Genomic DNA, 11,837 nt, shown 5'->3' with positions numbered 1-11,837 from the left:
CATTCCCTGGTGAACTCGTCGATGATGTTGAGCATGCGGAATCTCCTGCCATCGTGGGTCCGACCCTCGACGAAGTCATAGGACCAGACATGGTTTGGATGCTCGGGTCGAAGCCGGATGCACGATCCGTCATTCAACCAGAGCCGCCCCTTCTTCGGTTGCTTCTGGGGAACCTTCAGCCCCTCCCGCCGCCAGATCCGTTCGACACGCTTGGCGTTCACCGTCCAGCCTTCAGACCGCAGCATCGCCGTGATCCTGCGATAGCCATAACGGCCATAGCGGGAAGCGAGCCGGATGATGTCGGAGGTCAACGCCTCTTCATCGGGCCGGCCTTGCGGCTTTTTGCGCTGGGTCGAACGATGCTGGCCGAGAACCTTGCAGGCAAACCGCTCCGAGACGGAGAACTTCGCCATGACACGATCGACGCAACGGCGACGGCGAGCGGGGCTCAGAAGTTTTGCATTCGCTGCCCTTCGGGTCCCGAAGCAGCCTCTTTCAGGATCAGCTTCTCGAGTGTCAGGTCCGAGACCGCCTTGCGCAGCCGGTCATTCTCTTTCTCGAGCTCCTTCAGCCGCTTCACCTGGTCACCCTTCAGGCCACCGTGTCTCCCGTCAGCGCCCATGGCACAGATTTGAGGTTGTGATTTAAGGAGGATTTGGGCTTCGTCGTAGTGACGAAGGAACGAAGATGAAGCCCAAATCCTCCAATACAAAATTGCCGGCCAAGTCCCCTGCTGAGCGGGTGGTCAAGGACATTCGGCGTCAGACCCGTCGGCACTTCTCAGCTGAAGACAAGATCCGGATCGTGCTGGAAGGACTTCGCGGTGACGACAGCATCGCCGAGTTGTGCCGCAAAGAGGGCATCGCCCAGAGCCTGTATTACACTTGGTCAAAGGAGTTCATGGAAGCGGGCAAGCGCCGGCTCGCCGGCGATACCGCCCGTGCCGCGACCACCGGTGAGGTTCAGGATCTGCGCCGCGAAGCCCGTGCCCTGAAGGAATGTGTGGCGGACCTGACGCTCGAAAACCGTTTGCTTAAAAAAAGCATGATCGCGGATGGGGGCGACGACGAATGAGGTATCCCGCATCCGAGAAGCTCGAGATCATCCGGATCGTCGAACAGTCGCACCTGCCCGCCAGGCAGACGCTGGATCACCTCGGCATTGCCCGCCGGACCTTCTACCGCTGGTATGATCGTTACCGGGAAGGCGGGCCGGAAGCGCTGGAGGATCGCCCTTCGGCGCCGAGCCGGGTGTGGAACCGCATCGGCGAGGATATCCGGGACCAGATCGTCGAGATGGCGTTGGAGGCGACCGATCTCAGCCCGCGCGAACTGGCCGTGCGATTTACCGATGAACGCCAATACTTTGTGTCCGAAGCCACGGTCTACCGTCTGCTCAAGGCCCATGACCTGATCACCAGCCCGGCCTATGTCGTGATCAAGGCGGCCGATCAGTTCCACACCAAGACCACACGGCCGAACGAGATGTGGCAGACCGACTTCACCTACTTCAAGATCATCGGCTGGGGCTGGATGTATCTGTCGACGGTGCTTGACGACTTCTCGCGCTACATCATCGCCTGGAAGCTATGCTCCAACATGCGGGCCGAGGATGTGACCGACACGCTGGACCTCGCACTCGCCGCCTCGGGCCGCGACTGCGCCACCGTGCTGCACAAGCCGCGACTGCTATCGGACAACGGCCCGAGCTACATAGCGGGCGAACTGGCCGAATACATCGAGGCCAAAAAGATGAGCCATATCCGCGGCGCCCCGTGCCATCCCCAGACCCAGGGCAAGATCGAGCGCTGGCACCAGACCCTGAAGAACCGAATCCTGCTAGAAAATTACTTCCTGCCCGGTGATCTCGAGGCCCAGATCGAGGCCTTCGTCGAGCACTACAACCACCAACGCTACCATGAGAGCCTGAACAACGTGACGCCGGCTGACGCCTACTTCGGCAGGGCGCCGGACATCATCAAACAGCGCGAAAGGATCAAACGAAAGACCATCGAACATCGGCGCTTGCAGCACCGCAAGCTCGCCGCATAACATCAACCCCAAGACGAGGCCCGCTCTCCGCTAATCTAAGCCCCGATCTGAGCCAAATGTTCTGACGACGGACAAGGCCACCGAACTCCTTGCGCCACCGGTAATACGTAAACTGCGTCACGCCGATCAAACGGACCGCTTCTCCGACAGAACGACCTTGCGACAACAGAACATCGACTTGGCGCAGCTTCGCCACGATCTCTTCGGGTTTGTGCTTCTTCTGGGGCATTCCAACGTCCTCCTACGGCTCAATAGCCTACTTCAGGGAGGACCACTTTTCAGGGGGCAGACCAGTCGTTGGTCTTGTAGCGCACCAGAGATTGCGACGAGACGCGCCCGGTCGCCTGATCGCAGGCATCAAACGGTGCCGCCGGGAGCGGGCGCATCGCGGCAAGGTCACGCTGCAGTCTTTCCCCGATCGTCTCGCTTTCACCGCGCAAGACAGCACGCTGTCGCTTGCGGCATTGCTCCTCCAGCCAGAGGTTGAACGCGTCCCAGGTCGCGAATTCCGGCACCGTCATCAAGACCCGGCTGGACCGCAAGGCCACCAACATCTCGGTGCTGGCGGCGATTGGCGTGCGGCGCGACGGGCAAAAGGTGCTCCTCGCCATCAGGAACATGGGCGGCGAAAGCACGGCTGCCTGGAGCCAATTCCTCGCCGACCTGGACGCGCGGGGCCTGAGGCGCCCGGAGTTCGTGATCGTTGACGGCGCTCCCGGACTTGAGGCCGCGCTTGTGGGCTCTGGGGCGGAGACCTGGCCATTCAGCGCTGAACAGTTCACAAGCACCGCAACCTGCTCGGCCACGCGCCCAAGCGCCTGCACGACGAACTGAGCGAAGATTACCGCGACATGATCTATGCCGACACGGCCGCCGAGATCGAGAAGCGCCGCAAGGCTTTCCTGCGGAAGTGGAAGCTCAAGTGCCGGGCCGTGGCAGATAGCCTTGAAGAAGCAGGCGACCGGCTCTTCACCTTCACCCGCCTTGATCCCTCGCAATGGAAGTCGGCAAGGACCACCAATGCCATCGAGCGCCTGAACGAGGAGTTCCGTCGCCGCATCAAGACCCAGACCGTCCTGCCCTGCGCCGAAACCGTGCCAATGTTGCTCAGGGCGCTCTTGGCGTCAGGGTAGATCCAGATGCGAAAGGTCGACGGATGGGAAACCCTCTCTCAACCACTCGTGTCGATGTCCCTTGACCTCGCGGCCTGACTGGAGCCAACGTTACATGCCCGGAGCCCGCTGCTCGGCAATTTCCACCACATTCGCGACACGACCAGCGAGCGTGAGCAGGCCGACTATGCCGAAGAACAGCTTGGCCTCATCAAAAAGACCGGCGCGGACGGTGTCTTCATCTATGTCTTCTCGTTCCCGACCTATCGCTTCGGCGAAGGCGCTCGCGACCTCGACATGATGAGCTTCTCCCTAGTGAAGACCTATCCCGCCGATCATCCCAAGGGACAGGCAATTCCGCCCTGGGAGCCCGAGGAGGCTTTCCACCGCATTGCCGCTATCTATTCGGAATGGGCCGGACGGTAGAGTCTCGAAGCCTCTGGGCATCAGCCCAGGACAGAATCGTTGACAGCCCTCGCCGATCTGGTACCAGTGGTCTGACCACGGTTACATAACTGGACGGATCTGTGTCGATTCTGCGTGACAAGACGGAAGGCAAGGGCGGCTATGAGAGCGTCGTAGCCTATCTGCGCGAGCAGCTGCTGTCGGGCGAGCTGAAGACCGGCGATTGCCTGCTGCCGGAAAGAGAGCTTTCGGCACGGCTGGGTGTCAGCCGCCAAGTGCTGCGCGAAGCCCTGCGTGCGCTGGCCATGATCGGCGCGGTCGAGATCCGCCATGGCGTCGGCACTATCGTCAGCCGTCCGAACGTCTCGACCCTGGGGGAATTCTTCACCTTCGCGCTGGCGCAGCAATCGCAGGTGATCGACGACATCATGGAGGCGCGGGTCGCCATCGAGCATCACGCCATCCGCCTTGCCTGCCGCCGGGCCGGGCAGGCCGATTTCGACCGCTTGGCCGAACGGCTGTGCGACATCGTGGAAACCATCCGCGATCCCGAGGCCGGCGGCCGGGCCGATTTCCGCTTTCATGAGGCCCTGGTCCAGGCGGCCGGGTCGCCGGTGCTGGTCAGCCTCTATTCCTCGATCTCGTCGCTGATGATGCGCTCGCATCTCGACCGGCGCGAACAGATCATTCAGGTCGATGGAATCGAGTCATTCCTGATCGACCACCATCGCAGGATCTACGAGGCGATCGTCGCGCGCGACGTGGCCGAGGCGGACGAACTTCTGGCGCGGCATTTCGAGATCGGCGCGGATTTCCGCCGCCGGGCCAGCTTTCGCAGCGCGACCGCCGGCCGTGCCGCCTCGTCCGGGACAGTCATCACGCAAGGAGAACAAGATGCAGATCGTGATCGGTAGCGACCACGCCGGATATCATCTGAAGGAAGAGATCGCAGGCTTTCTGCGCGAACTGGGCCACGACCCGATGGATGTCGGTAGCTTCGACCCCGATCCGGTGGACTTCCCGGACATCGCCCGCGACCTCTGCGGCAGGATCCGCGACGGCAGGGCCGAACGCGGGTTGCTGATCTGCGGCACCGGCGTCGGCGCGGTTATCGCCGCCAACAAGATCAGGGGGATCCGGGCCGCGGTCTGCCATGACGTGCATTCGGCCCATCAGGGGGTCGAGCATGACGATGTGAATGTCATGTGCATCGGCGCGCAGATCGTCGGCCCCTGGCTGGCGCGGGACCTGGTGCAGTCGTTCCTGGAGGCGCGTTTCGTGCAGGATGCGGATTTCGTCCGCCGCGTTGAGAAGCTTGCGCAACTGGAAGAAGAAAACTGACGGCAGGTGCTGCCGGGCCGGTCCCGGCCATCGCCGCAAGCCGAACTGGGAGGAGCCAGACGATGTCTGTTCAGAGGAGGGGAAGCGTTGGCTTCCTTGGGCTGGGGGTCATGGGCCGCGAGATGGCCCGCAACTTGGCCGCGGCTGGTTTTACGGTGCGCGCCTATGACGTCGTTCCCGGCGCAATCGAAGCGATGGCCGGAACCGGGGTCACGCCCGCCGCATGCATCGCCGATGCCGCCGAAGGGGCCGATATCGTCATCTCGATGCTGCCCGACACCCCCCAGGTCCAGGACGTCGTGCGGGGCGAGGGCGGGCTGCTGGCGAACCTGCCGCGGGGCAGGCTTTATGTGGACATGAGCACCATCGCCCCCGGCGCCACCCGCGAACTGGCAGCCGAACTGGCGAAGGTTGGCGTGCGGATGCTGGATGCGCCGGTCTCAGGCGGTCCCGTGGGGGCAAGGGACGCGACGCTGACCATCATGGTGGGCGGCGATCCTGCGGGTTTTGAACAGGCGCTGCCCTTTCTGCAGGGCATGGGCACGACGATCAACCATGTCGGCGCCTCGGGTGCCGGACAGACGGTCAAGCTGTGTAACCAGCTAATCTGCGGCATCAATCTTCAGGCAATCTGCGAGGCATTTGCGCTTGGCAGGGCCTGCGGTGTCGATCTTGCGCAGATGCGCGAGGTGCTGATGGGCGGCTCGGCCAATTCCTGGATGCTGGAAACTCTGGGTCCGGCGATGATCGAGGGTGATACCTCGGCGGGCTTTCGCATCGACCTGATGGTGAAGGACCTGCGGCTGGTCCTGGGCGAGGCGCAGCAAAAGCTGGTCCCGCTGCCCGCCACCGGCCTCGTCGCCTCGCAATATATCGACGCACAGGCGCATGGAGAGGGCGCGAACGGCAACCAGGCCCTGTTCCGGGTCTATGATCGGATGACCGGGCGGCCAACCCGGCCCGATGCTGCGGCAGGCCCGGCATGATACTGGACTTCACGCCCATCCTTGCCCGCTGGCAGATGCTGATGGATGGCGCGTGGCTGACCATCCAACTGGCCGTGGCGACGACGCTGACGGGCTTTTTGCTGGGAACCCTTTGCGCCGTCGCGCGCCGGTCGCAGTTCCGGCTGGCCGCCGCCATTGCAGGCACCTATATCGAGGCGATCCGCAACACCCCCTTCCTCGTGCAGATCTTCCTTGTCTATTTCGGCCTGTCCAGCCTTGGCCTGTCCCTGTCGGCGGTCACCGTCGCGATCATCGCCCTGACGATCAACGTCGGCGCCTATACCGCCGAGATCATGCGGGCGGGGTTCGATTCGATCCACAAGGGCCAGTGGGAAGCCGCCGAAACCCTGGGCCTGAGCAAGGTCCAGCAATACTGGCATGTCGCGCTGCGCCCGGCGATGGAGCGGGTCTATCCCTCGCTGTCCAGCCAGTTCATCCTGCTGATGCTGGCATCTTCCGTGACCTCGCAGATATCGACCGAGGAACTGACCGCTGCCGCGAACTTCATCCAGTCGGCGACCTACCGCCCCTTCGAGACTTATCTGGTGATCGCGCTGATCTATGTGGCGCTGTCGCTGGCCATGCGCGTCGTCTTCTGGGCGATCAGCATGGTCCTCTTCCCGCGCCGCCGCCGCCTTGGAACCAACCTGTAGGACCCGGACATGGATACGGCTCTCAATCCCAATCATATCAGGTTCCTGCTGGACGGCGCGCTGTGGACGCTGGTGCTGTCGCTGATGGCCTTCGTCGGGGGCGGCCTGGGCGGGTTCGCGGTCGCAATGGGACGGATCGCGCCCTCCCGGATCATCCGCATCGTGGTGACGGGCTATGTGCAACTGGTCCAGGGCACGCCCCTGCTGGTGATCATGTTCGTGACCTATTTCGGGCTGCCGACCCTGGGCTTTTCCATCTCGCCCATGTTCGCCGCGGGCCTGTCGATGACCATCTATGTCAGCGCCTATCTGGGCGAGATCTGGCGCGGCGCCATCGAATCCGTGCCGCGCGCCCAGTGGGAGGCCGCCGAATGCCTGGCGATGAGCCGGGCTCAGCGGATGTTCAAGGTGATCCTGCCGCAGGCGATCCGCATCGGCACCCCACCCACGGTCGGCTTCTCGGTCCAGATCATCAAGAACACCTCGCTCGCGTCGGTGGTGGGCTTTGTCGAACTGACTCGCGCGGGCCAACTGGTCAACAACTCGATCTTCGAGCCGTTCACGATCTATCTCATCGTGGCCGGTCTCTATTTCTGCCTGTGCTTTCCCGTTTCGCTGCTCAGCCGCCGGCTGGAGCGGACGGGCAGCGCCCGCGCAAGGAACCTCGAAGCCCTTTCCGCCTGAGTTTCAATTCGGAGCACCCCATGTCCATCGTCGTTCTCGACAATGTGAAAAAGAGTTTCGGTGCAGTAAAGGTGCTGCACGGAGTGTCCTTCTCGGTCGGGAAGGGGCAGGTCATGGCGCTGATCGGCGCCAGCGGCTCAGGCAAGAGCACCGCGCTGCGCTGCATCGCCCGGCTGGAAAAGATCGACAGCGGCCGGATCGAGGTCTGCGGCCACCGACTCGCAGACCCCGGCCTGGATCTGCGCAAGCTGCGGCTGGATGTGGGCATGGTCTTTCAAAGCTACAACCTTTTTCCACATCTGACGATCGAGCAGAATATCATGCTGGGTCCGGTCTCGGTCAAGCGTATCCCCCGCCCCGAGGCGAAAAGGATCGCAGCCGAAGTGCTGGCCAAGGTCGGGCTGGCCGACAAGGACAACGCCTATCCCGAGCAGCTTTCGGGCGGCCAGCAGCAGCGCGCCGCCATCGCGCGGTCACTGGCGATGCAGCCCAAGGTGATGCTGTTCGACGAGGTAACCTCGGCGCTCGATCCCAAGCTGACCGGAGAGGTGCTGCGCGTCATCGAGGAACTGGCAAGGACCGGCATGACCATGATCATGGTCACGCATGAGATGAACTTCGCCCGGCGCATCGCCGACAAGATCGTCTTCATGCACGAGGGCAAGGTGCATGAACAGGGCGGCCCGGAAATCCTGACCGCGCCCACCACGCCGGAACTGCGCGATTTCGTTTCAAACGAGCTGTGAACGCCGGGGGTGCGATCGCCCCGACGGCGCAATGGAGGAGGAGAAGAACATGAAGACGATCAGGAAGATGATGGCCGCCGGCATGGTGATGGCCGTGCTAGCGCCCACCGTGGCCTGCGCGGATCAATATGCGGACATCATGGCAGCCGGCAAGATCCGGGTCGCAACCGACCTGGCGATTCCGCCCTCGGGCATGCTGGACGACAATCTTCAGCCCACCGGCTCGGATGTCGAAACCGCCCAGCTTCTGGCCGAGGACTGGGGGCTGGAGCTGGAGTTTATTGAGACAACTGGTGCGACACGGATTCCCAACCTGCAGACCAACAAGGCGGATATCGTCATCTCGACCCTTTCGGTCACGCCGGAGCGCGCCGAGGTCATCGATTTTTCGAAACCATATGCCGCGCTTCGCTCGGTCGTCGGCGCTCCGGCCGCTTCTGAAATCTCTGGCTGGGAGGATCTCCGCGGAGTGGCGATTTCGGTGACGCGGGGGACGACGCAGGACACCCACCTGACACCCAGGGCGAGCGAGCTCGGTTTCATCGTCACCCGCTATGACGATGATGCGACCATGGTCACCGCCGCCGTCAGCGGCCAGGCCAAGGCGGTCGCGACGTCCGAGACGCTGGTGAAGCAGATCGGCGAGCGCAATCCCCAACTGGCCTTCGAGCCCAAGTTCACCATCGAGACCTTCGACCTGGCGATCGGGTTGCGCAAGAACGAGCCGGAACTGAAGGCCAAGCTGGACGAATGGGTCGAGACGAACCTGCAAAACGGCAAGCTGAACGAGATCTACGAGAAGTATCACGGCACGCCGCTGCCCGAAGAGATGCTGCAATAACGGCTGCGCCGGGACCGGCTGGACAATCGGCGGCGGATCCCCTGCCGCCGCCATTTTCACGGGGCAGGGCTTTCGGATGATCATCGTATTCGGTTCCATCAATGTCGATCTGGTCGCGCGCGTCGCCGAAATCGCCCGGCCGGGCGAAACCGTGCTGGCGCCGGGCTATGATACCTTTTTCGGCGGCAAGGGAGCCAACCAGGCGGTGGCCGCCGCGCGCGCCTCGGATCGCTGTGTGATGATGGTGGGGGCCGTGGGCAACGATTCCTTCGGGCAGGGCTGTCTCGGCAACTTCGCCGCGCATGGTGTCGATACCGCTGCCGTCCATTGCGTGGATGCGCCGACCGGGCTGGCCTTCATCTCGGTCGATCGGGGCGGGGAAAACGCGATCACAGTGGCCAGCGGCGCGAATGGCCTGATCTCGGCGCAATGGCTGGACGGGCTGGTTATCGACGCCAGCACCATCTGCGTCATGCAGATGGAAGTCAGCCTTGCGGAAAACCTGTCCTGTGCCCGGTGGGTTCGGGCGGCGGGCGGCAAGGTGATCCTGAACTTCGCCCCCGCAGGTCCGGACAATGATCCGCGGCAGGTGGATGAGTTGTTGCAACTGATCGACATTCTGGTGGTGAACGAGCCGGAAGCGGAAGTGATCGGCCGTCACGTTCTGCCCGCTTCGGGAACGCCTGCCGAAATGGCGCGCAGGATCGGCTGTGATCTGGTCCTGACGCGAGGCGCGGCTGGGGTCGATCTGCATGCGTTGGACGGCAGCTTTCTGCACCAGAACGCCCAGCCCGTCGAGGTCGTCGACACCACCGGCGCCGGGGACACCTTTGTCGGTGCCCTGGCCGCCGCCCTGGATGAGGCGGCTACCCTGCCAGAGGCCGTTGGGACAGCGACCGAGGCGGCCTCGCAGGCCTGCACCTGGAGCGGCGCGCAACCTGCGCCGACTCACCACAAGCAATCCTGGTGACAGCCCTATTGGAATGCCGAGGCTACTCCTGCCGTTCACCCGATCCCCTCCACCTCGGGCGCCTTCACGAACCTCCACGCCCGCCGCGGCCCAGTACCAAGACGGCCACCGCAATTGACCACGCAGCTTGCCTGAATGAGGTTCTCGAGATCGTTCTGGAAGATCATGGCGCGAGCCGACCAGATGTCCTGGCTGTACTCGAGACCGGCTTCGAAGGAGAGGTTCGTTTCGGGCTTGAGATCCGGATTGCCGACGATGTCGAAAGCGCCGCCACCGCCTACGGCCCGGTAATCAGGCGAGAGTTGCTTGAGCGTCGGCGCCTTGAAGCCCGTGCCGACGCCTGCCTTGAATGTCAGAGCATCGTTGAAATGATGCAGCAGATAGGCTCGCGGGCTCGCATGCCATCCGAAATCCACATGATGGTCGAACCGGCTGCCGACCACCAGCTCCCAGCGATCGCCGAAGGCAATCTCATCCTGGATGAAGGTGGCGTAGTGCATCTGCTCCGCGCTTCCAGCGCCGTTGACAGTCGGATCCTTCAACCGCTCCTGCCGTACCTCGCCGCCGATCGTGAACTTGTGTCCCTCGAAGGGTGAGAAGCTGACCTGTCCATCGCCCACCGTGTCGATGAACTTGTGCGGTCCCGACGCCGGGGCACCGTCGCTCCGCCGGTTCTCGCGGTCCAGGATCGAACTGTAGAGGCGCACGCGGCTGCTGCCCCAATCCCAATTACCTTCATGCGAAAGCGAGACGCGCTGCCGCCAGATGTCGTTCTCCGAGCGGTAGTAGGTCGGGAAGGCGCCCGAGCCCTGATTGCCGCTCCAGCGCTCCTCGAAACCGGCACCGTAGGACAGGTCGATGCGCTGGCACTCGTCCGGCATCCAGGTCAATGTCGCATTGCCCATGAGCGCCTTCTCGTCGCCAAGGGACGAGACGCGCTCATTGCTAGGCGATGCCAGTTCGGTGCGTCCCTTGAAGGCACCCCAGACATTCAGGCCAAGCACGCCAGGAATGATGGTACCACCGGCATAACCGGAAAAATTGTAGCCGTTGCCGCCGAGACCGTGCTCGGTGAGCGCTCCGAAAGTCGAAAACGAGCCGCGCCATTCGTCGGTTGCGCGGCGCGTGATGATGTTGACCACCCCGCCCAGCGCCTCCGAACCATAGAGCGAGGACATAGGACCACGCACCACCTCGATCCGCTCAATGGCTTCCGCCGGAACCCAACCCAGTTCGTAGTCGGAATGGGCGACGGCCGATGCCGAATTGCTAACCCGCATGCCATCGACCAGCACCAGGCTATGGTCCGGCTGCATGCCGCGAATGGAAATGCCGCGTCGTCCGAGTCCGATGCCGGTGAGCTGCACCCCGGGTGTGCCCTCGATGGCGCTGGCGAGATCGCGGACCGGCCGTTCGCGCAGTTCCTCGCCGGTCACCACCGTCACACTTGCCGGTGCGTCCTTCAGGAATCGCTCGCCAGAAGTTGCGGTGATCACGATCGGGTCAAGCATGGTGGTGGTTTCGTTGGTCGACTGCGCAAAACCTGTCGCGGGAAGGGATACGGAAGTGATCCACCCCCATTGAACGGGTCCACCTTGAAGTATGGTTTTGACCCTGAAGGAGGACCACAATGGCAAACAAGCGACACAAGCCCGACGAGATCGTCACGAAGCTTCGGCAGGTTGAGGTTTTGCGCGGCCAAGGCATGGCGATGGCGGATGCCGTTCGCCAGATCGGCGTTTCCGAACTGACGTTCTACCGGTGGCGCAAGCAATATGGCGGCATGAGCCGTGACCAGCTTCGGCAGTTGAAGGATCTCCAGAAGGAGAACGAACGGCTTCGCAAGGCGGTGGCCGATCTGACGCTGGACAAGCTGATCCTGACGGAGGCTGCGCGGGGAAACTTCTGAGCCCCTCGCGTCGCCGTGCCTGCATCGACCATGTTCGCTCGGTTCTGCCGAAGCGCGTGTCGGAGCGTCGGGTATGCCTCGTGCTTGGGCAGCATCGCTCCACGCAGCGGCGTATTCC

Annotated in this window: 10 protein-coding genes and 5 pseudogenes; 11 read left to right on the top strand and 4 right to left on the bottom strand. The window is 63.1% G+C overall.

All coding sequences use genetic code 11. From position 1 onward, the window contains the following. Positions 1 to 604, bottom strand: a pseudogene (locus M511_RS18345) (IS3 family transposase); the annotation flags it as partial. Between the two features lie 83 nt (positions 605 to 687). Here M511_RS18345 and M511_RS18340 point away from each other — a divergent pair. Then, a protein-coding gene (locus M511_RS18340) for an IS3-like element ISPko4 family transposase (protein WP_076611527.1) occupies positions 688 to 2,051 on the top strand; the annotation gives its coding sequence in 2 pieces (ribosomal slippage) (positions 688 to 1,035 and positions 1,038 to 2,051; 1,362 coding nt in all). A gap of 73 nt (positions 2,052 to 2,124) precedes the next feature. Here M511_RS18340 and M511_RS18335 read toward each other — a convergent pair. Then, positions 2,125 to 2,280: pseudogene (locus M511_RS18335) on the bottom strand (transposase); the annotation flags it as partial. 52 nt (positions 2,281 to 2,332) lie between these two features. Next, positions 2,333 to 2,563 (bottom strand): annotated as a pseudogene (locus M511_RS18330) (IS21 family transposase); the annotation flags it as partial. On the opposite strand from M511_RS18330, the pseudogene M511_RS18325 reads away from it, so the two are divergent. The 9 genes and pseudogenes from M511_RS18325 to M511_RS18285 form a co-directional block, all read left to right on the top strand. Then, positions 2,562 to 3,262, top strand: a pseudogene (locus tag M511_RS18325) (IS256 family transposase); the annotation flags it as partial. The pseudogenes M511_RS18330 and M511_RS18325 sit on opposite strands and share 2 nt — an antisense overlap. 428 nt (positions 3,263 to 3,690) lie before the next feature. Further along, positions 3,691 to 4,482, top strand: coding sequence for a FadR/GntR family transcriptional regulator (locus M511_RS18320; protein WP_085503134.1), 792 nt, complete (start codon positions 3,691 to 3,693; stop codon positions 4,480 to 4,482). After that, positions 4,463 to 4,909, top strand: a complete 447-nt coding sequence (gene rpiB, locus M511_RS18315) for a ribose 5-phosphate isomerase B (RefSeq protein WP_085503131.1) — start codon at positions 4,463 to 4,465, stop codon at positions 4,907 to 4,909. Before M511_RS18320 ends, rpiB begins: the two co-directional genes overlap by 20 nt. A gap of 62 nt (positions 4,910 to 4,971) precedes the next feature. Continuing rightward, positions 4,972 to 5,895: an NAD(P)-dependent oxidoreductase gene (locus M511_RS18310; protein WP_085503129.1), complete on the top strand. Its 924-nt coding sequence runs from the start codon at positions 4,972 to 4,974 to the stop codon at positions 5,893 to 5,895. Then, a complete protein-coding gene (locus M511_RS18305; RefSeq protein WP_085503127.1) occupies positions 5,892 to 6,569 on the top strand; it encodes an amino acid ABC transporter permease in 678 nt (225 codons plus the stop codon). The genes M511_RS18310 and M511_RS18305 overlap by 4 nt, the downstream gene beginning before the upstream one ends. 9 nt (positions 6,570 to 6,578) lie before the next feature. Then, entirely contained in the window at positions 6,579 to 7,253 is a 675-nt protein-coding gene (locus M511_RS18300) for an amino acid ABC transporter permease (protein ID WP_085503125.1), read from the top strand. A 20-nt stretch (positions 7,254 to 7,273) separates the two neighbouring features. Continuing rightward, complete coding sequence (locus tag M511_RS18295; RefSeq protein ID WP_085503123.1) at positions 7,274 to 7,999, top strand: amino acid ABC transporter ATP-binding protein; 726 nt, start codon at positions 7,274 to 7,276, stop codon at positions 7,997 to 7,999. Between the two features lie 49 nt (positions 8,000 to 8,048). Beyond that, on the top strand, positions 8,049 to 8,840 hold the full coding sequence (locus tag M511_RS18290; protein WP_085503120.1) for a transporter substrate-binding domain-containing protein: 792 nt from the start codon (positions 8,049 to 8,051) through the stop codon (positions 8,838 to 8,840). Positions 8,841 to 8,916: 76 nt separating this feature from the next. Beyond that, the gene (locus M511_RS18285; protein WP_085503118.1) at positions 8,917 to 9,810 is read left to right on the top strand and encodes a ribokinase; all 894 of its coding nucleotides are present in this window, start codon (positions 8,917 to 8,919) and stop codon (positions 9,808 to 9,810) included. Between the two features lie 35 nt (positions 9,811 to 9,845). On the opposite strand, the gene M511_RS18280 is transcribed toward M511_RS18285, so the two are convergent. Beyond that, positions 9,846 to 11,321, bottom strand: a complete 1,476-nt coding sequence (locus M511_RS18280) for a TonB-dependent receptor domain-containing protein (RefSeq protein WP_085503116.1) — start codon at positions 11,319 to 11,321, stop codon at positions 9,846 to 9,848. A 119-nt stretch (positions 11,322 to 11,440) separates the two neighbouring features. Here M511_RS18280 and M511_RS18275 point away from each other — a divergent pair. Further along, positions 11,441 to 11,837, top strand: a pseudogene (locus tag M511_RS18275) (transposase); the annotation flags it as partial.

Origin of the sequence: Paracoccus sp. J56, from assembly GCF_019633685.1 — a bacterium.
Classification (GTDB): domain Bacteria; phylum Pseudomonadota; class Alphaproteobacteria; order Rhodobacterales; family Rhodobacteraceae; genus Paracoccus; species Paracoccus kondratievae.
The sequence above is the reverse complement of the archived record's forward strand: the minus strand, read 5'-3'. Positions and strand labels throughout refer to the sequence as shown.